Source organism: Sinosporangium album (assembly GCF_900100605.1).
Taxonomy (GTDB): domain Bacteria; phylum Actinomycetota; class Actinomycetes; order Streptosporangiales; family Streptosporangiaceae; genus Sinosporangium; species Sinosporangium album.
On sequence record NZ_FNCN01000007.1, the window covers coordinates 157995 to 180050 of the forward strand.

General features: G+C 72.3%; 18 protein-coding genes. 9 read left to right on the plus strand and 9 right to left on the minus strand.

The window, feature by feature from the left end; genetic code table 11:
- Positions 1-140 precede the first annotated feature (140 nt).
- Positions 141-1118 carry a tyrosine-type recombinase/integrase gene (locus tag BLQ73_RS09730; RefSeq protein ID WP_245690949.1) on the minus strand — a complete coding sequence of 326 codons (978 nt, stop codon included), beginning with the start codon at positions 1116-1118 and terminating at the stop codon, positions 141-143.
- A 92-nt stretch (positions 1119-1210) separates the two neighbouring features.
- Complete coding sequence (locus BLQ73_RS09735; protein WP_093170053.1) at positions 1211-1690, minus strand: pyridoxamine 5'-phosphate oxidase family protein; 480 nt, start codon at positions 1688-1690, stop codon at positions 1211-1213.
- Positions 1691-1840: 150 nt separating this feature from the next.
- Between BLQ73_RS09735 and BLQ73_RS09740 the strand changes: the two genes are divergently transcribed.
- From BLQ73_RS09740 to BLQ73_RS09770, 7 genes are all read left to right on the plus strand, one after another.
- The gene (locus tag BLQ73_RS09740) at positions 1841-3061 is read left to right on the plus strand and encodes an MFS transporter (RefSeq protein ID WP_245690950.1); all 1221 of its coding nucleotides are present in this window, start codon (positions 1841-1843) and stop codon (positions 3059-3061) included.
- Positions 3062-3476: 415 nt separating this feature from the next.
- Complete coding sequence (locus BLQ73_RS09745; RefSeq protein ID WP_093170055.1) at positions 3477-6653, plus strand: efflux RND transporter permease subunit; 3177 nt, start codon at positions 3477-3479, stop codon at positions 6651-6653.
- Positions 6654-6746: 93 nt separating this feature from the next.
- Positions 6747-8174 (plus strand): adenylosuccinate lyase, encoded by a 1428-nt coding sequence (gene purB / locus BLQ73_RS09750; RefSeq protein ID WP_093170116.1) that lies wholly within the window; start codon positions 6747-6749, stop codon positions 8172-8174.
- Positions 8171-8911 (plus strand): GNAT family N-acetyltransferase, encoded by a 741-nt coding sequence (locus BLQ73_RS09755; RefSeq protein ID WP_218125690.1) that lies wholly within the window; start codon positions 8171-8173, stop codon positions 8909-8911. The genes purB and BLQ73_RS09755 overlap by 4 nt, the downstream gene beginning before the upstream one ends.
- 158 nt (positions 8912-9069) lie before the next feature.
- Positions 9070-10374, plus strand: coding sequence for an MFS transporter (locus BLQ73_RS09760; protein WP_245690951.1), 1305 nt, complete (start codon positions 9070-9072; stop codon positions 10372-10374).
- 9 nt (positions 10375-10383) lie between these two features.
- Entirely contained in the window at positions 10384-11046 is a 663-nt protein-coding gene (locus BLQ73_RS09765; RefSeq protein ID WP_093170056.1) for a response regulator transcription factor, read from the plus strand.
- Positions 11043-12413: a sensor histidine kinase gene (locus BLQ73_RS09770; protein WP_093170057.1), complete on the plus strand. Its 1371-nt coding sequence runs from the start codon at positions 11043-11045 to the stop codon at positions 12411-12413. The genes BLQ73_RS09765 and BLQ73_RS09770 overlap by 4 nt, the downstream gene beginning before the upstream one ends.
- Positions 12414-12447: 34 nt before the next feature.
- Here BLQ73_RS09770 and BLQ73_RS09775 read toward each other — a convergent pair whose 3' ends face one another.
- A complete protein-coding gene (locus BLQ73_RS09775) occupies positions 12448-13368 on the minus strand; it encodes a TAXI family TRAP transporter solute-binding subunit (RefSeq protein ID WP_093170058.1) in 921 nt (306 codons plus the stop codon).
- Positions 13369-13507: 139 nt separating this feature from the next.
- Here BLQ73_RS09775 and BLQ73_RS09780 point away from each other — a divergent pair, with 139 nt between their 5' ends.
- On the plus strand, positions 13508-14530 hold the full coding sequence (locus BLQ73_RS09780; protein ID WP_218125695.1) for a DUF4037 domain-containing protein: 1023 nt from the start codon (positions 13508-13510) through the stop codon (positions 14528-14530).
- Between the two features lie 39 nt (positions 14531-14569).
- On the opposite strand, the gene BLQ73_RS09785 is transcribed toward BLQ73_RS09780, so the two are convergent.
- The 5 genes from BLQ73_RS09785 to BLQ73_RS09805 form a co-directional block, all read right to left on the minus strand.
- Positions 14570-15169: a rhodanese-like domain-containing protein gene (locus tag BLQ73_RS09785; RefSeq protein ID WP_093170060.1), complete on the minus strand. Its 600-nt coding sequence runs from the start codon at positions 15167-15169 to the stop codon at positions 14570-14572.
- 82 nt (positions 15170-15251) lie between these two features.
- The gene (locus tag BLQ73_RS09790) at positions 15252-16592 is read right to left on the minus strand and encodes an MBL fold metallo-hydrolase (RefSeq protein WP_093170061.1); all 1341 of its coding nucleotides are present in this window, start codon (positions 16590-16592) and stop codon (positions 15252-15254) included.
- A gap of 307 nt (positions 16593-16899) precedes the next feature.
- Complete coding sequence (locus BLQ73_RS09795) at positions 16900-17169, minus strand: metal-sensitive transcriptional regulator (protein ID WP_093170119.1); 270 nt, start codon at positions 17167-17169, stop codon at positions 16900-16902.
- A 390-nt stretch (positions 17170-17559) separates the two neighbouring features.
- Positions 17560-18594, minus strand: a complete 1035-nt coding sequence (locus BLQ73_RS09800) for a tyrosine-type recombinase/integrase (protein WP_093170062.1) — start codon at positions 18592-18594, stop codon at positions 17560-17562.
- Positions 18595-18858: 264 nt separating this feature from the next.
- Positions 18859-19794 carry an AraC family transcriptional regulator gene (locus tag BLQ73_RS09805; protein WP_093170063.1) on the minus strand — a complete coding sequence of 312 codons (936 nt, stop codon included), beginning with the start codon at positions 19792-19794 and terminating at the stop codon, positions 18859-18861.
- Positions 19795-19875: 81 nt separating this feature from the next.
- Here BLQ73_RS09805 and BLQ73_RS09810 point away from each other — a divergent pair, with 81 nt between their 5' ends.
- Positions 19876-20667 (plus strand): NmrA family NAD(P)-binding protein, encoded by a 792-nt coding sequence (locus BLQ73_RS09810; RefSeq protein ID WP_093170064.1) that lies wholly within the window; start codon positions 19876-19878, stop codon positions 20665-20667.
- 201 nt (positions 20668-20868) lie between these two features.
- Here BLQ73_RS09810 and BLQ73_RS09815 read toward each other — a convergent pair whose 3' ends face one another.
- Positions 20869-22029 (minus strand): pyridoxal phosphate-dependent aminotransferase, encoded by a 1161-nt coding sequence (locus BLQ73_RS09815; RefSeq protein WP_093170065.1) that lies wholly within the window; start codon positions 22027-22029, stop codon positions 20869-20871.
- Positions 22030-22056 lie beyond the last annotated feature (27 nt).

The window sequence follows — 22056 nt, forward strand, 5'->3', positions numbered from 1 at the left end:
CGGGGGTGAAGCGGACCCTCCCGCGCGGCGTGGCGGTCGGAGCGAGCCGGACACCGGTCCTCCTCGTGTCTTGGAACGGATCGTCGACGATCTGAAGGATCTCCTCGACGCGGTCGGCGGAAGCTGAGGGCTCGGGGCGGTCAGAGGGGTTTGGGGTCGGGGAGACGGAGGCGGTCGACGGCTTCGCGGCGGCGGCGCTCGGGGCGGCGGTCGTAGCGTGCGGTGGTGGCGGGGGAGGAGTGGCCGACCAGGGCCTGGGCGGTGGCGAGGTCGACGCCGGCGTCGAGGAGCTCGCCGATGAAGGTGCGGCGGAAGTCGTGCGGGGTGCGCCGGGTGGCGCCGGCGGCGGCAAGCCGGCGGCTGAGGATGTCGGCGACGGCCTGGCCGGTCATGGCGGCGGGTGCGCCGTCGCGGATGCGGAGCCGGCCCGCTCTGCTGATCGGGCAGAAGAGGGCTCCCGCCGTGCGGCCCCGCACGGCGAGCCAGCGTTCCAGGCGGCCCAGCGCCTCCGGGGTGAGGTAGACGAGGCGTTCCTTGTCGCGTTTGCCGCGGACGCGCAGGGACCGGGCGGCCGAGTCGTAGTCGCCCAGGGTCATGGCGGCCACCTCGGCCCGCCGGCAGCCGGTCGAGTAGAGCACGGCGAACAGCGCGGAGTCGCGGGCTCCGGCGGGGGAGGGGTCGTCCTGGCAGACGGCCAGGGCGGCGGCGACGAGCTCGGGCGGGACGTGCTGGCCGCTGGGCAGGCGGGTGCTCTGGACGTTGGCGAGGTCGGCGGCGCGCTGGTAGTCCTCGGCGGTCATCTGACCGAGCCGCCACGCCTCCCGCATGACGCGCCGCAGCGCGACCAGGTGCTTGTTGACGTGGGCGGGGGACCAGCCCTGCCCGGTGAGGATGGCCCGGATGCGGGTGGTGTGCTCGTAGCGGAGGAGGTGCCAGGGCTGGCCGCTGCCGGTCGCGGCCTCGTCGCCGGTGAGGACGGCGGCGATGCGGTCGAGGCAGCCGCGCATGGTGCGCCGCGACTCGGCGCTGGCGAGGGAGTCGAGGTAGACGTGGTAGGGGTCGCCTGAGGGCGGCGAGGCCGGACTGATGTCGCGGCCGGGTATGGCAAGTGCCTCCACGGACTGCATCCTATCGAAATCTACAATGTAAAGGCGTCGGCTGTGTGAGCACTTCATGCAGCCGATCTCAAAGCCCTCACCTAGGAGGGAGCTCAGCGGCGGCGCACCTCGCGCAAGCCTTTCCCCTCGTGCCATATCTCGATGACAAGCATGTCGCCGGTCTCGGCGACGCGGGTGATCACGGCTTCCTCGATCTCGATGCGGAACAGGTGGGACTCGCGACCCTGCGGCAGATTGAACCGGTCGAGCACGTCGGGGTCGGTGATCTCGATCGCCCTACCGGAGAGCTTCGCGTCGCCCGGCCATGCGGCGGGATTCTCGTCATCGGGATCGGGTGACCCGCTGTGCAGGGCGACCCGGGGGTCGCGTTTGAGGTCGAGCGCTTTCACGGCGCCGGGCATGGACCCGATCCAGAGGTCGCCGTCTTTGAACTGGGCTTCGGAGCCGCTGATGCGCGGTGACCCGTCCTTGCGGAGGGTCGCCATGGTCTTGTGCCGGTGGGCCTCCATGAGGGTGCGGAGACGTGCGGCGAAGGCGGGCGCCTCGCCTTCGAACTGCTGCCAGGTTGCCATGGCGGCCATCATGCCGGAGGGCGCTGACAATTCTGGGGGGGGGTGCGTGGGAGCGCGTCATTTCACGAGTGAACGCCCAGAGGCCCCATGGGGAATTTCTGATCATTATGGGATACTCCAGTGGTACCTATGCGATGGAATGGGGGCTGCGTGAGGGCCGAATCCAGGGAGGCCGCCGCACGCCGCGCCCGGCTTTCGGTCTGCTATTCGTTCGCGCTGCTGGGCGTAGTGCTCGGGGTTTGGGCTGCCCGAATCCCGGCGGTCAAGGCGGATCTCGGACTGAGCGACGGGCAACTCAGCATCGCGCTGTTCGCGCTCGCGGCGGGCCTGGTGGCCGGAATGCAGGTGGCGGGCCGGCTGACGGACCGCCTCGGCAGCGCGCGGGTCATGGTGCCGGCCGGAGTCGTGATGGCGCTCGGGGTGATCCCGCCCGCATTCGCGCCCGACCTCGGGTGGCTGATCCCCGCGCTGGCGCTATGGGGGGCGCTGAACGCGTGCCTGGACGTGTCGATGAACGCGCACGCGGTCGAGGTGGAGCGGCTGTACGGGCGGCCGTTGATGTCCTCGTTCCACGGGATGTTCAGTGTGGGCGGTCTGATCGGCGCCGGGCTCGGGGCGCTGACGGCGTGGCTGGACGTTTCGATCGGGCTGACGATGGTCATGGTGAACGTGCCTTTGGCGGCGGTCGCCGTACTGGTGGGACGGTGGCTTCTGCCCTCGCAGCCCGCTCAGCCCGCTCGGAAGGCGGCGTCGGCGGCGGAGTCAGCGGCGGAGTCGGCGGAGCCGAGGCGGCGGCGGGCGCTGTGGCCTGCGGCCGTGGTGTTCATGGGTGTGATGGCGTTTTCGGGGTCGGTCGGCGAGGGCGCGGCGGTGGACTGGACCGCCGTCTATCTGCATGGGGACCTCGGGGCGTCCCAGGCGCTGGCCGGGATCGGCTATGCGGTGTTCTCCGCATGTATGACGATCGGGCGGTTCGCGGGTGACCGTCTGGCGCAGCGGTTCGGGCCCGTGGCCCTGGTGCGCTGGTCGGGTCTGGTGGCGGCGCTGGGGCTCGGGGTGACGCTGCTGGTGGGGGACCTGGCGGTGGCGCTGGTCGGCTTCGGGCTGTTCGGGTTGGGGCTGTCGACCATGGTGCCGCAGGTGTTCTCGGCGGCGGGGAACCACGATCCCGCGCGTGCGGGTGAGGCCATCGCGCAGGTGGCCACGCTGGGTTACTCGGGGTTGATGCTTGGCCCGGTCATCATCGGTGGTGCGGCGGAGTTGACCGGTCTGCCGGTGGCGTTGGGGATCCCGGTGGTGCTGTGTGTGTTCATGTCGGCGTCGGCGGTGTCGCTGCGTCCGCGTCCGCGGGTGCCCGTGCCGCAGGACTGAACGAGGGGATGTCCTGTCCGGCTGCGGGAGTGCGACTTTGGTCAGGGGGGCTCGTTCTCAGGCATGAGGGTGTGATCGTGCCCGTTGACGACGATTCTCCGGCGCGGGGATGTGAAAGTTGTAGTACCGCTCACCTGAGCGGCTGAAAGGTAAACGATCTTCATGCGATCTCGTCGTTGGACCGCTTCGCTGTCGGTGTCGGTGTCGGCTTCGATGCTTCCCGGGGTGGCGGTGTCCGCGTCCGTCGCGCGTCCGCGTCCGCCTTCCGTTTCCTGAGAGAGTTATCAGGATTCGCAGGTCACGCTCATTATTCGGTAAAAGCAAAGTGTTAGTGTGGGGCGGGAGCGGGGGCCGTTGAGCCGTTCCGCATTTCTGTTCCTCCCTTTCTCGTATTCTCCTCAAGGAGCCTTCCCTCATGACCGCCTTGGCCAGGTTGAGCCTTGCCAACCGCAGCCTTGTGATCTTGATAGCGGTTGTGCTCAGCGCGTTCGGTGCTTATGTGATCCCGTCGCTGAAACAGCAACTGCTTCCGTCTCTGTCATTTCCCGCCGCGTTCATCGTGGCGCCATATCCCGGGGCCTCGCCCGAGATCGTCGAGGAGCAGGTGGCCGCTCCGATCGAGGACGCGGTGAAGGGCCTGGCAGGTGTCACCGAGACGACGTCGACGTCGTCGGAGGGGGTGGCGCAGGTCCAGGTGGCGTTCGAGTACGGCACGGACGTCGACGACTCGGTGTCGAAGATCCAGCAGGCGATGGCGCGTCTGTCGTCGCGGCTTCCGGCGGACGTCGACCCGCAGGTGATGGCGGGCAGCACCGACGACATGCCGGTGCTGGCGCTGGCGGTGGGCGACGGCGGCGACTCCCGCGCGATGAGCGAGAAGCTCGACCGCATCATGCTGCCCGAGCTGCAGAGCATCGAGGGTGTGCGGGAGGCGGAGGTCAGCGGCGCCCGCGAGGAGCAGGTCGTGATCACGCCCGATGTGCGCAAGCTGGCGAGGGCGGGGCTCGCTCCGACGTCGATCGCCGAGGCGCTGCGCGCGAACGGCATGGCGATTCCGGCGGGCAGTCTCGTCGAGGACGGCAAGTCGTTGACGGTGCAGGTGGGGGCCCGGTTCGAGAAGCTGTCGGATCTGGAGAGCCTGTATCTGACGCCGGCGGCTTCCGCCGCGGCGCCGGCGGGGATGGGTCGTCCCGGTGCGCCTGCCGCGGCGGCGCCGAAGCCGGTGAAGCTCGGGGATGTGGCAGAGCTTGAGCGCAGGTTGGTGTCGGCGTCGACGGTGACGCGCACGAATGGTGCGACGAGCCTCGGTGTGACGGTGACGATGCGGCCGGGTGGCAACGCGGTGACGATCTCGCAGGAGGTCCAGGCCAAGCTTCCGGGGCTGGTTCGGGCGCTGGGTGACTCCGCTGAGATCACCGTGATTTTCGATCAGGCTCCGTATGTGCAGCGTTCCATCAAGGATTTGACGACGGAGGGCCTGCTGGGGCTGGCTTTCGCCGTACTTGTGATCTTGGTGTTCTTGTTGTCGCTGCGGTCGACGATCGTGACGGCGGTGTCGATTCCGCTGTCGGTGGTGATCGCGTTGCTGGCGTTGTGGGCGGGGGATTACTCGCTGAACATGCTGACGCTGGGGGCGTTGACGATCGCGGTGGGCCGGGTCGTGGACGACTCGATCGTGGTGTTGGAGAACATCAAGCGGCATCTGGGGTACGGCGGGGCCAAGCGGCGGGCGATTGTGGCCGCGGTGCGTGAGGTCAGCGGCGCGGTGACGGCGTCGACGTTGACGACGGTGGCGGTGTTCCTGCCGATCGCGATGGTCGGCGGCATGGTGGGTGAGTTGTTCGCGCCGTTCGCGGTGACGGTGACGGTGGCTCTGCTGGCGTCGCTGGTGGTGTCGCTGACGGTGATCCCGGTGCTGGCGTACTGGTTCTTGAAGGCGCCGGTGTTGACGCCGGAGCAGGCGAAGGCGGTGCGTGAGGAGGCGGAGGCCAAGGAGCTGCGGAGTCCGTTGCAGCGGGCCTACCTGCCGGTGTTGCGGTTCGCGACGCGCCGCCGGTTCGTGACGCTGCTGATCGGTGCGGTGGTGTTCGCGGCGACGATGGGTTTGACGACGCGGTTGGAGACGAACTTCCTCGGGTCGTCGGGCATGGACACCTTGTCCATGTCGCAGCGGATGCCGTTGGGCACGGATCTTGAGACGACGGACGCGGCGGCGAAGAAGGTCGAGGCCGTTCTCGAGGGCCTGAAGGGCGTCAAGTCGTATCAGGTGAACGTGGGGTCCGGTGGTGGTTTCACGGGTGCCGGGGATGCGGCGCAGGCGTCGTATTCGCTGACGTTGGCCGAGGGTGTCGATGCCGATGCGCTGCAGGATGAGCTGCGGGGCCGGGTGAAGACGCTGGCCGATGTGGGTGAGGTCACGGTCGGTGGCGGCGGCGGGATGGGCGGCTCGTCGGACCAGGTGCAGGTGATCGTGCGTGCCCCGGATGCGGCGGTGCTGCGGGAGGCCGCTGAGGCGGTCCGCGGGAAGCTGGCGGGTCTGTCGGGTGTGCGTGATGTGGATTCGAACCTGTCGGCGAGTGCGCCTCGCATCGAGGTGCAGGTGGACCGGCGCAAGGCCGCGGCCCGGGGTTTGACGGAGACCGCTATCGGCCAGCTCGTGGCGCAGTCGTTCCGGGGCATGCCGCTGGGGCAGATGACGTTGGACGGGCGTCCGGGTGATCTGGTGTTGAGCGGTGGTGATGTGCCGGAGTCGGTGAAGGACGTCCGGGATCTGCAGTTGCCGACGGCGTCGGGTCTGGTACGGCTGTCGCAGGTCGCCGAGGTCGAGGAGGTCGAGGGGCCGACGTCGGTGACGCGGATCGACGGTGAGCGCAGTGCGCTGGTGTCGGGCCGGGCGACGGCGAACGACCTGGGTGCGGTGACCACGGCGTTGACGGCGGAGCTTGAGAAGGTGAAGCTGCCGGCGGGGGCGTCGTATGAGATCGGCGGGGTGAGCGCGGATCAGGAGGAGGCGTTCGCGGATCTGGGGCTGGCGATGCTGGCGGCGATCGCGATCGTGTTCCTGATCATGGTGGCGACGTTCCGCAGCTTTGTGCAGCCGTTGATTCTGCTGGTGTCGGTGCCGTTCGCGGCGACGGGCGCGGTGGGGCTGCTGCTGGCGACGGGCACGCCGCTGGGTGTGCCGGCGATGATCGGGATGCTGATGTTGATCGGCATCGTGGTGACGAACGCGATCGTGCTGATCGACCTGGTGAACCAGTACCGCGCCCAGGGGATGGGTGTGACGGAGGCGGTGATCGAGGGTGGCCGGCAGAGGCTGCGGCCGATCTTGATGACGGCGGTGGCGACGATCGGGGCGTTGACGCCGATGGCGCTGGGTTTGACGGGGTCGGGCGGGTTCATCTCGCAGCCGCTGGCGATCGTGGTGATCGGTGGTCTGGTGTCGTCGACGCTGCTGACGCTGATTCTGGTTCCGACGCTGTACACGCTGGTGGAGGGTGTCAAGGAGCGGTTCCGCCGTAGGCGGGGCGGTTCGTCCGGGGTCGGTACGGTGGAGGCCCGTGGGGAGGAGAAGCTGACGCCGGCCACGTGATCGGTTGGTGAGGTGTGGGGTGGCCGGTACGGCGGGGCCGTACCGGCCACCCTTGTGCTGTGTGGCGGTGGCGGGTCAATAGACTCAGCAGTCGTGACTTCCAAGCCGGTTATCCCGAATGTTCTGGCCGCTCGCTACGCCTCTGAGCAGTTGGCCCGTGTCTGGTCTCCCGAGCAGAAGGTCGTCGCTGAGCGGCGGCTGTGGGTGGCGGTGATGAGGGCTCAGGCGGATCTGGGGGTGGCGGTTCCGGCTGAGGCGGTGGCGGCCTATGAGAAGGTCGTGGAGCAGGTCGATCTGGGGTCGATCGCGGAGCGTGAGCGGGTTACGCGTCACGATGTGAAGGCGCGGATCGAGGAGTTCAATGCGCTGGCGGGGTTCGAGCACGCGCATAAGGGGATGACGTCGCGGGATCTGACGGAGAACGTCGAGCAGGTGCAGATCCGCGACAGTCTGCTGTTGGTGCGGCGGCGGTGTGTGGCGATGCTGGCGCGGCTTTCGCGGTTGGCGGTGGAGCACGCGGGGCTGGTGGTGGCGGGCCGTTCGCATAATGTGGCGGCTCAGGCGACGACGTTGGGGAAGCGGTTCGCGTCTGCGGCGGAGGAGCTGCTGGCGGGGCTGGGGCGGTTGGATGATCTGCTGGCGCGTTATCCGCTGCGGGGTGTGAAGGGGCCGGTGGGCACGTCGCAGGACATGCTCGATCTGCTGGGTGGGGATCGGGCGCGGTTGGCGGAGCTGGAGGACCGGGTGGCGGCGCATTTGGGGTTCGCGCGCCGGTTGGACAGTGTGGGGCAGGTTTATCCGCGGTCGTTGGACTTTGAGGTGGTGTCGGCGCTGGTGCAGTTGGCGGCGGCGCCGTCGTCGCTGGCGTTGACGGTCCGGCTGATGGCGGGGCATGAGCTGGTGACGGAGGGGTTCGCGGAGGGGCAGGTCGGGTCGTCGGCGATGCCGCACAAGATGAACACCCGGTCGTGTGAGCGGGTGAACGGCCTGGCGGTGGTGTTGCGGGGTTATACGTCGATGGCGGGGGAGCTGGCGGGCGGTCAGTGGAATGAGGGGGATGTGTCGTGTTCGGTGGTGCGCCGGGTGGCGTTGCCGGATGCGTTTTTCGCGTTCGATGGGCTGGCCGAGACGATGTTGACGGTCTTGGATGAGTTCGGGGCGTTCCCTGCGGTGGTGGAGGCGGAGCTGGAGCGTTATCTGCCGTTCCTTTCCACGACGAAGATGCTGATGGCGGCGGTTCGGGCGGGGGTGGGGCGGGAGACCGCCCATGAGGTGATCAAGGAGCATGCGGTGGGGGCCGCGCTGGGGATGCGGGCGGGTGGTGTGAACGATCTGCTGGACCGGTTGGCGGCGGATTCGAGGTTCCCGCTAGACCGGGCGGGGTTGGAGGGGCTTTTGGTGGATCGTCTGTCGTTCGCGGGGGCTGCGGGCGATCAGGTGGCGGCGGTGGCGTCGCGGGTGGCCGTGGTTGTGGAGGGTGACCCGGAGGCGGCTGCGTATGTGCCGGGGGCGATCCTGTGATCCGTGAGTTGTCGGCCGTCGCGGAGGTGGCGGCGGCCTGCGGCGATGATGACATGACGGTGTGGGCGGCGCAGGGGATGCGGCGTGGGGTGCGTGCGTTCGCGGGTGGGGACGCGGTGGCGGTGGTGACGCCGGGGGCGGCGCGGCATGATCGGATCGCGTTGTGGGGTGATCCGGGGGACGCGGCGGTGTTGGTGGAGTTCGCGGTGGCGGAGTGCGGGCCGGGGTTCGGCCCGTTCGGTGAGGTCGACCTGGTGCGTGAGGTGGTGCACCGGGTGGAGGGTTTGGAGTTGCGGGGGGCGTTTTCGTGGATGGGGGTGGGGCGGGTGCCTGCGGGTGATCCGGAGGGGGTGCGCTGGTTGGGGCGTGAGGAGGAGGTGGAGGTGTCGGCGTTGTTGGCGGCGGCGCATCCGGATTCTTATGCCACTCCGTCGGTGGAGGGTGTGTCGCGGTGGGCGGGGGTGCGGGGGCCTGATGGCGGGTTGGCGGCGGTCGCGGCGGATGCGTGGAGCGCTCCGGAGGTGGGGTTGTTAGCGGGTGTGGCGACGGCGGTGTCGGCGCGGGGGCGCGGGTTGGCCGAGCGGGTGTGCCGGTTTGTGACGGCTGAGCTGGTGCGGCGGCATGGGCGGGCGGCGTTGCTGGTGGATGACGCGAACGGGTCGGCGATCCGGGTGTATGAGCGGTTGGGGTTCGTGCGGCGGTTCGCCGCGTCGGCGCGGGTGGTGCCGCGGGGCTGAGGCCGCGGGGCTGAGGCCGTAGGGGGTGGGTCTGTGACTGTGGGTGGCGGGTCCGCAACGTTAGGGCAGTGTTATTTCTGAGGGGTCTCCTCTGGACGGGTGTCGTTGGGCCGCCCATGCTGCGTGTTCCGATGGCGGCTCACGGCAGAGGAGGTCCTGTGGCGACCGAGGCACCGCGGCGGACACCGTGGAAGGCGGTGTTGGGCGGTTCGATAGGCAATCTGGTTGAGTGGTATGACTGGTTTGTCTACGCGAGTTTCGCGACCTATTTCGCCGCGTCGTTCTTCCCGGAGGGTGATGCGACCGCTCAGCTTTTGAATGCGGCGGGTATTTTCGCGGTCGGTTTCTTTATGCGTCCTGTGGGCGGGTGGCTGCTCGGCCGTTATGCGGATCAGCATGGGCGCAAGGCGGCGTTGACGTTGACGGTGACGTTGATGTCGGTGAGTGCGCTGCTGATCGCGGTCGCTCCGACGTATGACTCGGTGGGGTATTTCGGCGCGGTGGTGCTGCTGGTGGCGCGGCTGTTGCAGGGGCTGTCGGTGGGCGGTGAGTACGCCGCGAGTTCGACGTATCTGACGGAGGCGGCGCGGCCGGGCGGGCGTGGTCTGGCGGCGAGTTTCCAGTATGTGTCGATGACGGCGGGCCAGCTTGTGGGGTTGGGTCTGCAGATCGTGCTGCAGCAGTCGATGACGGAGGAGGCTCTGCGGTCGTACGGCTGGCGCATTCCGTTCGTGGTGGGGGCGCTGGGGGCGGCGGTGGTGTTCTATCTGCGGCGTGGTCTGGTGGAGACGGAGGTGTTCGGGGAGGAGGCGCGGCAGTTCGCGCGGGAGCGGGGGACGCTTCGGGCGCTGCTTGAGCATAAGCGGGAGTTTGTGCTGGTGGTGGCGCTGACGATGGGCGGCACGGTCGCGTATTACACCTATACGACGTATTTGACGAAGTATCTGTCGAATACGGCGGGGTTGGCGAAGGAGACGGCGACGCTGGTGAGTTTCTGCGCGCTGTTCCTGTTCATGCTGGTGCAGCCGCTGGCGGGGGCGCTGTCGGACCGGGTCGGGCGGCGTCCGCTGCTGATCGCCTTCGGGGCGGGGTCGGTGGTGGGCACGGTGCCGTTGATGAGCGCGCTGGCGGGGGTGAGCGGGTTCGGTGAGGCGCTGCTGCTGTCGCTGTGCGGGCTGCTGATCGTGACGGGGTACACGTCGATCAACGCGGTGGTGAAGGCGGAGCTGTTCCCGACGAATGTGCGGGCGCTGGGGGTGGCGTTGCCGTACGCGATCGCGAACGCGTTGTTCGGGGGGACGGCGGAGTATGTGGCGCTGTGGTTCAAGGACGCCGGCATGGAGTCGGGTTTCTACTGGTATGTAACGGGCTGTGCGGCTGTGTCGCTTGTCGTGTACCTGATGATGCGGGAAACCCGCGGCGTCTCGCTGACCCGGGAGGAGAGGGAGGCGGTCCGCGTCTAACCTGATCGCATGCGCGTACTCCTCGTCGAGGACGACGACCGGCTCGCCGGGGCCCTCTCCACGGCGCTGACGCGGCACGGCCACCGGGTCGTGCGCGCGGGGCTCGGGGCGGAGGGCCTCCGCCTGGCGGGAAGTGTGGACTTCGTCCTGCTGGATCTGGGACTGCCCGACATGGACGGCCTGGACCTGCTGCGCCGGACGCGGCGGGTGTCCAGCGTGCCGATCATCGTGGTGACGGCGCGCGCGGAGGAGCGCGACGTGCTGCGGGGTCTGCGGTCGGGCGCCGACGACTACATCGTCAAACCGTTCCGCACGGCGGAGCTGATGGCCCGCATGGAGGCGGTCCTGCGGCGCGGCACCCGGCCGATAGCGGCGCACGACCACGTGGTGACCGCCGGGGACGTGTGCATCGACCTGTCGGCCAGACGGGTGACGGTGGCGGGCGAGCCGGTGGCGCTGACCCGGCGCGAGTTCGACGTGCTGGTGCTGCTGGCGCGCAGGCCGGGCGTGGTGCGGGGCCGGGAGGAGATCCTCGACGAGGTGTGGGGAGACCCGCTGCTGTCGGCGTCGCGCTCGCTGGACGTCCACGTCGCCGGGATCCGGTCCAAGACGGGCCGGCCGTGGCTGGTGGAGACGCTGCGCGGCACCGGCTACCGTCTCGGGTCGGCGTGAAGTCGCGGCTCGTCGCCGCGTTCGCGACGCTGATCGCCTCCCTGGTCGTGGCGCTGGCGGTGCCGCTGGGGCTGGCGTACGCCTCGCACCGCACCGACCGGCTGCTGCTGGACCGCCGCGCGGACGCGACGCGGTTCGCCTATCTGGCCGATCAGGCGGTGCGCGACGGCGACCGGTCGGTGCTGGCGGCCGAGATCACGCGCTATGCGGAGCTGTACGGCGCGGCGGTGCGGGTGCGTGACCGGGGCGGTGAGGTGCTGGTGGAGGCCGGGGTGATGGCGTCCGACGACCGGGACGCGGTACGGCTGGCGCTGTCGGGGCGCACGACCGAGGTCCTGCCGCCGCTTACGGCGTTCGGGCCGCCGCGGGTGCTGGTGGCCGAGCCGGCGGGGCGCGACGCCCAGTTGTCGGGGGTGGTGGTGCTGGAGACTCCGGCGGGCCGGGCTTCGGCGGAGGTGGCGGTGGTGTGGGGCGGTCTGGGGGCGGCTGCGGTGGCGGCGTTCGGGTGCTCGATGTGGGGGGCGCGCAGGCTGGCGCGGTGGATCATGCGTCCGGTGACCGAGCTGGACCGCACGACCAGGGCCATCGCGGAGGGGCGGCTGGACGCGCGGGCGGGCGCGGGGACGGGGCCGTCGGAGCTGCGGCGGCTGGAGGAGCGGTTCAACGTGATGGCGGAGGCGGTGTCGGTGGCGATGGAGCGGCAGCGGGCGTTCGTGGCGGACGCCTCGCATGAGCTGCGGACGCCGCTGACGGTGCTGTCTCTGCGGCTGGAGAACCTGGAGCCGCATGTGCGGGAGTCGGGCGCGGTCGACTACGGGCAGGCGATGGCGGAGATCGGGCGGCTGGCGGGGCTGGTGGAGGATCTGCTGGCTTTGGCGAAGGTCGAGGCGGGGGCGGTGCCGCGGGTGGTGGAGGCGGTGGCCGAGCTGGCTCCGCGGCTTGAGGGGTGGCGGGAGGTGTACGCGGCGAGCGGGCTGCGGCTTGTGGGGGTCCTGCCGGAGTCGCAGTGGGTGATGGCGGTTCCGGGGGCGGTGGGGCGGGTGGTGGACATCGCGCTGGACAACGCGCACAAGTTCGTGCCGGCGGGCGGGACGGTGACGGTGACGTTGGAGGGGGCGGTGACGTTGGAGGAGGCGGTTCTGCGGGTGGCCGACGACGGGCCGGGGCTTCGGTCCGACGAGCTGGAGGTGGCGTCGGGCCGGTTCTGGCGTTCGGGGTCGCACGTCAACGTGCGGGGCAGCGGGCTGGGGCTGGCGATCGCGGCGGAGCTGGCGCGGGTGTCGGGGGGTTCGCTGGAGATCCTGCCGGTGGAGCCGTGCGGGCTGGCGGTGGAGCTGCGGCTGCTGGCGGCGTGCGGGGAGGATTGACGCCGCCTGGCGGGGCCGCGGCGTGCGGGGCGGCTCAGCCGTACACCGAGCGGTAGTAGCGGGCGGCGCCCGGGTGCAGGGGGACGGCGCCGGTGTGGATCGCGTAGCGCAGGTCGAGCCTGCTGCCGGGCGCGTCGGGGGCCTCCAGCCGGTCGCGGTTCTCGAACAGCATCGCGGTGATCCTGTGGGCGGCGTCGTACGGCAGGGCGGCGGGGCACAGCAGGTAGCTCGGTGTCCCGACGGTCGGGACGGGTCGGCGGCTGCCGTACTGCCCGGCGGGCACCAGGGTGCTCTCGTACACCGGTCCGTGGGCTCTGCGCAGGGCGGGCGCCAGGGAGCCGAGCGGGATGAGGCGGACGGGGACGCGGCGGGCGAAGGCGGCCAGCGCCGGGGTGGATACGCCGCCCGACCAGAAGAACGCCTGGACTCGGCCGGCGAGCAGCGCCTCGATCGACTCCTCCAGGTCCAGGCGGAGGGTGCGGGCGGGCGGATGCAGGCCTACGGCGGCGAGCAGCCGTAGGGCGGTGACGGCGGTGCCGGATCCGTTGGCGCCGACGGAGATGGTGTGGCCGGCGAGCTGGCCGGGGGTGGTGACGGGTGAGCCGGTGGGGACGACGAGGTGGAGGTAGTTCATGTAGAGGCGGGCGATCGCGGCGATCGCGGGCCCGTTCGCGGCGTTTACGGCGTCGTCGGCGCTGTCGGCCATGGTGAACCCCAGGTCGGCGCGGCCGTCGGCGAGCATGGCGAGGTTGGCGACGCTGCCGCCGGTGGTGAGGACGCGTACGGCGAGGCCGCCGTGTCCGAGTTCGGTGGCGAGGCGGGAGCCGAACTGGGCGTAGGGGCCGCCGGCGGGGCCGGTGGCCACGCGCAGGGGTGCGGGGGGGCCGGGGTGGGCCGAGCAGCCGAGCGCCATGCCGCCGGGGAGTACGAGTAACCCGCGGCGGGACAGGCGCATGGGCACACGTTAGCCGCGCTCCCGTGACGTTTCCACCGTTAAGGCGACATGGGTGGATAGGGGGTGGGGGTGGGGGTGGCTGGGGGCGGCGGTGTGAAATTCGGGTGAATGTGGCGCGGCACTCAGGCACAGTGGCGTGATGATGTCCAATTTCGTGCAGGGGATCGACTTGTCGCGCGCTTTCTACGGGGAGGTGGTCCGGCCGCTGCTGCCGGGTGTGCGGCACAGCGCGGCGCTGATCGGGCCGGGGTCGGAGGTGCTGTTGTTCGATTCGCCGCGGTCGACCGACCACGACTGGGGGCCGCGGGTGCTGGTGTTCACCGAGCCGGAGCTGGCGGGCGAGGTGGCGGCGGCGGTGGAGGCGGGGCTGCCGGAGAGCTTCCAGGGGTTCGCGACGCTGATCGGCGGCAGGCACGGGGTGGTGGTGACCGACCTCGGGGCGTGGCTCGGGGAGCGGCTGGGGTTCGATCCGCGGGGCGGGGTGGGGGCGGCGGACTGGCTGGCGATGCCGTGGCAGCGCCTGGCGGAGGTCACCAGCGGCGAGGTGTTCTGGGATGAGTCCGGGGAGCTGGACCGGGTACGGCGGGCGCTGGCCTGGTATCCGGATGCGTTGTGGCGCTATGTCCTGGCGTGTCAGTGGCGGCGGATCGCGCAGGAGGAGCCGTTCGCGGGGCGCTGCGCCGAGGTGGGCGACGAACTGGGGTCGGTGGTGGTCACCGCGCGGCTCGTCCGGGACCTGGCGCGGCTCGCGCTGCTCATGCGGCGCCGCTACCCGCCCTACAGCAAGTGGCTCGGCAGCGCCCTGGCGCGCCTGCCGGGGGCGGCGGAGCTGGCCGACTCGCTGTCGGCCGCCCTGGCCGCCCGCGACTGGCCGACCAGGGAGCGCCACATGTCGCGCGCCTATGAACGGCTCGCGCTCCTGCACAACCGGCTGGGGCTCACCGAGCCGCTGCCGGCGGAGGTGCGCCTGTTCCACGACCGGCCGTTCCAGATCATCGGGGCCGACCGCTTCGCCGACGCCCTCACCGCCACCATCGGCGACGCCGCCGTCGCGGCGCTGCCGCACGCGGGGTCGGTCGACCAGTTCGTCGACAGCACCGACGTGCTGGTCCGCCCCGCGCTGGCGCGGGCCGCGGCCCGCGCCGTGCTCGGCCTCGGGTAGAGGGCGGGCGGCGGGAGGCGGGCGCGGGGCCGGGCGCGGTCAGGCGGGGGTGTGCGCGGCGCGCAGCGCGCGCAGGGCGGCGTCGAGGTCGATGCCGCCGCCGATGCCGCCGCCGCGGTTGTAGGGGAGCTTGGACAGGGCTGCTCCCATGGCGCAGGTGTTGGTGACGGCGGCGAACACCAGGCCGGCGCCGATCGCGCCGGCGGCGAAGCGGGCGCGCGGCCAGCGTACGCTCGCCGCGATCGACCCGGCGACCAGGCCGCCCGCGACCAGCCGCACCTGGCGTTCCAGGGCCCAGCGGGGCTTGGCGCCGGGCGCCGGGACGGTGGAGCCGCCGGCGGCGCTCCAGGCGTTGAGCCCGCCGTCGAGCACGGACGCCCCGGCCAGGCCCTCGGCGGCGAGCGCGGCGTGGGCGCGGGCCGCGCGGGCGCCGGCCTGGCAGACGATCAGGACGGGCCCGGAGAGGGCGTCGGCGACGCGCCGGGCGTGCCCTTCGGTCTGGTCGAGGGGCACGTTGACCGAGCCGGGGATGTGCCCGGTGGCGTACTCGCCCGGGGTGCGCACGTCCAGGACAGCGGGCGGTGCCTGGCCGGCGAGGAGGGTGCGGGCGGTGGCCACGTCGACGGTGGTGAGGGACATGTGGTTCTCCTGCGTTCGGGTGGTCGGGAATCCGGGTCGAGGTCTCGGGCGGGGTCTCGGGCGGGGGCTCTGCGCGCGGCGGTCACGCCGCGCGCAGGCCGGCGAGGTCGGCCACGCCCGCGCCGGTCAGCACCACGGGCCGGTGGCCTTCGGCCAGGAGGGGGCCGGTGGCGATGGCCGCGCGGCGGCCTGAGCCGCATGCCACCAGGACCGGCCGCGCCGGGTCGAGCCGGTCGGGCACGCCTTCGGCGTACAGGTCGGGCAGGTAGCGGTGCACGGCGCCCGGCAGCGGTGCGGCGGCGTGCTCGCCGGGGGCGCGCACGTCGAGGAGCTGGGCGTCGGGGGCGGCCAGGCGTTCGGCGAAGGCGGGCAGCTCCAGCAGTTCGAAGGTCTGGAGCGCGGCGGCCGGCCCGGCGTCGGTGAGGACGCCGACGACGGTGTCGACGCCGATGCGGGCGAGCTGGGTGAGGGCCTCCTCCGCGTCCTGGCCGGGGTCGGCGACCAGCGCGATCGGCGTGCCGTACGGCACCAGCCACCCCACCCACGATCCGAAGTCGTCGCGCAGTTCGACCGGGGTCGAGCCGGGCAGTATCCCGGCGGCCTGCCGGGCGCGGGGCCGTATGTCGACCAGGCGGGTGCCCTCGGGCAGCGCCGCCAGGTCCTCGGGGCGCAGGGCCGGGGCCGAGACGGGCGGCATCGGCGGCGCGCCGTACAGGTTGGCGGGGCCCATGTGCCGGTAGAACGCGGGGATCGGCAACGGTTCGGCGAGGATCTGGTCGGCGAACCGCTCGGCGTCGGGGATGGCCAGCAGCGGGTTGCCCGTGAGTTCGTCGGCGATGGTGGAGGTGTGGCGGCCGGCGCCGGTGACGGTGCAGAAGGAGCCTTCGCCGTGGGTGGGCAGGAGCCGTACGTCGCCGGGCAGTCCGGCGAGCCTTCGCAGGGAGCCGTGCTGGAGCCGGGCGAGGGTGCGGGCGCGTTCGGGGCCGAGCAGGTCGGGGCGGCCGGCGGAGGCGACGAGCAGGCTGCCGCCGGAGAACACCGCGGCGGGTTCGCCGTCGAGGAGGATCAGGTAGCTGGTGTGCTCGGGGGTGTGGCCGGGCGTGTGGAGCGGCCGCACGGTGAGGCCGCTCGGGCCGGTGATGTCCTCCAGGTGGAAGGCGGGGGTGTGGCGGTAGGCGGGGGCGGTCGCGGCGGGCAGGACGAGTTCGGCGCCGGTGGCGCGTGCGGCGTCGCGTGCGCCGGAGACGTAGTCGTTGTGCAGGTGGGTCTCCAGCACGAACCGCACGTGGACGCCTTGGCGTTCGGCGGTGTCGAGGAAGCGGGAGATGTCGCGCTGGGGGTCGACCAGGATGCCGTGGCCGTCGTGGACCAGCAGGTGGGTCTGGTCGCCCAGGCCGGGGGTTCGGAACGAGGTGATGTCCATGGTGGGCCTTCCGGGACGTGTCGGCACCCTTCGCGGGGTGTGCCGGGGATCGGTTGTCCGCCCCGATCCGGGAGGGGCCTCCGCGGGAGGTCTCGCTCCGGACAGGATACCCCGGGGGGTATCGTGGTCTGAGGCGGGTGCCGTTCCGGCGGGTCGCGCGGGCAGGAACGGCTCTGCTGCCGGACGCCGCCGGGCCCGCCCGGGCCTGCTTCGGGCCTCTGGCCGGGACCTCGGGCCGGTGGTCGGGCGGGGTGCTCTGGCCGGTGGTCGCGGCGGAGGGCTCAGGCCGGTGGTCGCGGCGGAGGGCTCAGGCCAGGGAGAGGAAGAGCTTCTCCAGCTCCTCGGTGGTCATCGGCGCCTGCTCGCCCCGGGCCTGCGCCTGCTGGCAGTGGCGCAGGCCGCTGGCCACGATGCGGAACCCGGCGCGGTCGAGGGCCTTGGAGACGGCCGCGAGCTGGGTGAGCACCTTCGCGCAGTCCTCACCCGCCTCGATCATGGCGATCACGCCTCCGAGCTGTCCGTGCGCGCGGCGCAGGCGGGTCATCGCGTCGCCGAGCATCGCCTCGTTCATCTCCATGCCTCCGACCATACCCGGGGGGGTATCCGCGGGCAAAGGCGCCCCGCCGGAATCGGCTTCCGGCCCTGGCTGAGCGGGCCGGAACGATAGGAGTGTGCATTTTTACCGGTTCGCGGTTTTCCGGCTTCTCGGCGGTATGCCGGTGCCGTAGCGTGGTCGCCGCCAGGCGGGCCTTGTACGGCGATCGCGCGCCGCGGGAGCGGCCGGATCCGGAGCGAGGCCCCTGCCGGGCTCGCGCACCGGCCCGCCCGCGGTGCGAGGAAGAGGACCCGGCGAACGCGGCGCCGGGGAGGAGAGGACAGGCCGAAGACCCGGAGCACCGCCCGGGGCCGCCCGTGCCGGTCGCGGCCGGAGAAGCGCCTCACGCGCCCTCCGGCCGCGACCCCCGGGTCACGCCTCCTCGGGGCGGCCCTTCAGCAGCGGATGCGCCCGCATCGCGACCTCCAGCTCGCCCGGCAGCTCGTCGCGGTAGCGGCCGAGCGTCGCCAGGTCGCTGTGGCCGAGGACCCGCCGCACCGCGTCCATGTCGACGGCGTCGGCCAGCAGGTGGGTCGCGGTGGTGTGGCGCAGGCCGTGAGGGGTGACCGAACGCCGGTGCGGCGGGTCGACCCGCCGCTGCACCCGGTCGATCACCGCCTGCACGTCGCCCCGCGCCAGGCGGTTGCCGCGCCACGACAGAAGCAGCGCCTTGTCCGGCGAGGGCCCGCGCCCGGACCCCAGGTAGGCGTCGAGCACCCGCGCCACGTCGGCGGGCAGCGGCACGTCGCGGGTGCGGCCGCCCTTGCCGAAGATGCGCCAGTAGCGGACGCCGTCGTTGACGTAGAAGTCCTCCACGTTGGCCCGCACCAGCTCCGACACGCGCGGGCCCATCGTCGACAGCAGCATCACGATCAGCGCGTCGCGCAGTTCGGTGCGCTGGTCGCGCCGCTTGGCGGACCGCTCCTGCGGCTCCGGCGCGGGCGCCCGGCCGAGCTCCCGGGCCGCGCCGATGAGGCCGCGGGCCTGCTCGCGGGTCAGGGCGCGGCGCTCGGCACGCAGCCCGCCGCGCTCCTTGGCCATGACCGTCGAGACGGTCATCGGGTTGACCTGCACCCAGCCGGCCAGGGTCGCGTGCTTGAACAGGGCCGACACCGAGCGGCGGAACCTCGCCTGGGAGGAGGCGCTCTGCCCTCCGGGGCCCGGCGCGGTGCGCCGCCCGTCGGGGAGGCGGGCGAAGGCCAGAAGGAGGGCGTCGACGTCTTCGCCGGTGAGGTCGTCCAGGACGTGGTCCTCACCGGCGAGCCGTACCAGGGTGGCGACGTCGCGGGCGTAGAGCTCGGCGGTGGAGGGGGACAGGGCGCCGGTCGAGGTCTTGGCGCGGACCAGCTCGATGTAGCGGTCGGCGGCCTGGGCGACGGTGATGCGGTTGAGGTCGGCGGGCCGCATGGTGTCGGGGTGGGTCCTTCCGCTCGGAGACGGGGGCGTGCCTCGGGCCCGGCTGCGGGCCCGAGGCGGGTGTGGCTCTTCCCGACCGTACCCATCTCCGCCGACATCGGATCAGTCGTCGTCCCGTGGCGGTCCTCCGGCGGCCGGGCCGGGGCGGGGCGGGGCGGGCACCGGGTACCGGGGCGGGGGCGGTCGGCTCGGCGGTCGCGAGGGGTTATGAGGGGCTACGAGGGGCTACGAGGGGCTACGAGGGGCTACGAGGGGCTACGAGGGGGCCGCCGCGCGGACGCTGCCGGGGCTGACGCCGCGGACGCGTTTGAAGGCGGCGCTGAAGCCGAACGGGTCGGCGTAGCCGACGCGGCGGGCGGCGGCGGCGACGGTGAGTCCCGCGCCCGACAGCAGGTCGGCGGCGAGCGCCATGCGCCATTCGGTGAGGTAGGCGAGCGGCGGCTGCCCGGCGAGGGCGGAGAAGCGGCGGGCGAAGGCGGCGCGTGACATGCCGGCCTCGCCGGCGAGGGCGGCGACGGTCCAGGGGCGGGCGGGGTCGTCGTGCATGAGGCGCAGGGCGCGGCCGACGGCGGGGTCGGTGAGGGCGGTGTACCAGCCGGGGGCTTTGCCGCCCTGCCGGTCGAACCAGAGGCGTACGGTGAGCACCAGCATGAGCTCCAGGAGCCGGTCGAGCACGACCTGCCGGCCGGGGCCCTCGCCGGTGATCTCCTCCTGGACCAGTTCCAGGGCCCGTGCGATGCCGCGGTCGCCGCTGGGGACGACCGCGAGGGGAGGGAGGGCCGACAGGAGCCTGGTGCAGACCTCGCCGCCGAGGGGGAAGTGGCCGCTGAGGACCAGGCACTCGCCGTCGGCGGTGCCGTACGTGCGGGGGGCGAGAGGGGCGCTGATCAGCGGGTCGCCGGGCGGGCCGTCGTAGCGGCCGGGGCCGTGGACGAACACGGTGGGGCGGGTGGTGGGGGAGTCGGCCACGACGTACGGCGAAGGCCCCTTGACCAGGGCCGCGTCGCCGGGCGCCAGCCGTACGGGCCGGCCGCCGTCGGGCGTCACCCACGCCTCGCCGCGCACCACGGCGGCGACCGTCAGCGGCGGGGGCGCGGTGAAGCGCAGCGACCAGGGCGGGGAGGCGATCGACTGGCAGAAGTCCGCGCCGCGGGCGCGGACGCCGCCCAGCAGTTCGGTGATGACGTCCACACCCGCAGTGTAGACGGACGCCTATGTTCTTCAGCGGATCGCCTATGGGATTGTCTTGGTGCGGGCTGGTGGGATGGGGGCATGACCGATTCACCGATTCTCGTTCTCGGCGGCACCGGCAAGACCGGGCGCCGCGTCGTCTCCCGGCTGCGCGCCCTCGGGTTGCCTCACCGCGCGGCTTCGCGTTCGGGGGAGACCCGCTTCGACTGGTACGACACGTCGACGTGGGGGCCCGCTCTGGACGGGGTGTCGGCGGTCTACCTGATGCCGCCGCCGCTGAGCGCCGACCCCACCGAGGAGATCGCCGGCCTGCTGTCGGGGTTCACCGGGCGGGTCGTGCTGCTGTCGGCGCGTGGTGCCGAGTTCCATCCGGCGGAGAAGGCGGTGCGTGATCTGGCGGCGGAGTGGACGGTCCTGCGGCCGACGTGGTTCAACCAGAACTTCAGCGAGGACATGTTCGCCCCGGCCGTGGCGGCGGGCGAGCTGGCGCTTCCGGCGGGCGACGGGCGTGAGCCGTTCGTCGACGCCGAGGACATCGCCGATGTGGCGGTGGCCGCGCTGACCGACGGCCGCCACGCCGGCGAGGTGTACGAGCTGTCGGGGCCGGAGGCGTTGACGTTCGGTGAGGCCGCCGCCGCGATCGGGGAGGCCGCCGGGCGGCCCGTCCGCTACACGCATATCGCGTCGGACGACTTCCGCGCCCTGCTGACCGGGGCGGGCCTGTCGGAGGAGCTGGCGCAGATCCTCGCCGCGGAGATGGAGCACATCGCCGCGGGCCGCAACGAGCGCCTGAGCGACGGAGTCCAGCGGGCCCTCGGCCGCCGACCGCGCAGCTTCGCCGACTACGTCGCCGCCACCTGGCCCCGCCGCTGACGGCCCGTCGCCGTCTTGGTGCGCCCCGCCCTGCCCCGCCCTGCCCCGCCCTGCCCCGCGCCGCCGCCCGGGCGGCGGCGGGCGGGGCCGCCCCCGGTCTCTAGTCCCGGGGGCGGAGCGAGGTCCCCCCGAGCCCCCCTGGCCGTCGTCCGGACCGGAGGGACGGCGGGCGCATCGCGCGGCCCGTCAACGCGCGGCCCGTCAACGCAGGGCCAGGTCGAAGCGGTCACCGAGGGTGGTGAGGCGTTCGACGGGTTCGTTGGCGAACACGATCCGCAGGTAGTGCCTTCCGCTCGGGCCCCAGCCGTCCATGGGGGTGGCCGCGATCTTCGCGCGGTCGAACAGGCGCCGGGACAGCTCGGCGGCGGTCAGCTCCAGGGGCCTGGCGTCGAGGAGGAGCGACCACCCGCCGTGGGGCCGGACGACCGGGTAGGCGGCGAGCTGCCGCAGGACCGTCTCGCAGCGGCGCCGCCATTCGGCGGTGGCGGCGGCGACGTCGGCGTCGGCGTCCGGCGCGTCCAGCGCGGCGGCCACGGCGGCTTGTGCCAGGCCGACCTGGCAGACGACGTTGGTCAAGCCGACCAGGCGGATGTCGGCGACGATGTCGGCCGGGCCGGCCACCCAGCCGACGCGCCAGCCGATGAGCCGCAGCTCCTTGGAGGCCGAGCCGACGGTGATGGTGCGGCGCGCCAGGCCCTCGTGGGCCGCCGGGTGGCTGGGAGGGCGGCCGTCGAAGCGGATGCGTTCCATGGCCGCGTCGTAGATCAGCCAGGCGTTGTGGCGTTCGCAGGCGTCGGCGAGGGCGGACCAGTGGCGGTCGTCCAGGACCAGGCCGGTGGGCATCGCCGGCCCCATCATGAGGACCGCCGCCGTGTCCGGGCCGACGGCGGCGGCGAGCCGTTCGGCGTCGACGGTCCAGCCGTCGGCGGTGGGTTGTGCGGGGACGAAGCGGGGGATGCCGCCGGCGAGCCGGACCCGGTTGACCAGGCCGGCGTAGATCGGGTCGCACAGCACGACCTCCTGCCCGGGTTCCACGGTTGCGAGCAGCGTGTTGAGGATGCCGTTGAGCCCGCCGGCCACGCTGACGCACTCGGTGTCGGCGTCGTGGCTCCGCCCTGAGATGCGCCCGACGTGCGCCGCGGCGGCGGCGCGCAGGGAGCGGTGCCCCTGGAACGGCAGATAGCTGTTGGCCGCGTCGTCGTCGATGGCGGCGCGCGTGGCGGCCAGGGCGACGGCGGGCGGCCGCAGGTCGGTGTCGAGGTTCTCCAGTCGCAGGAACTCCGGGTCGCGTACGGCGTCGGCCGCGTCACCTAGGGTGTCCACACCGATGCCCGGGATGTCGCGCAGCCGTGTCACCGTCATGTCTCCTCCAAGCCCGAACCGTTTTTC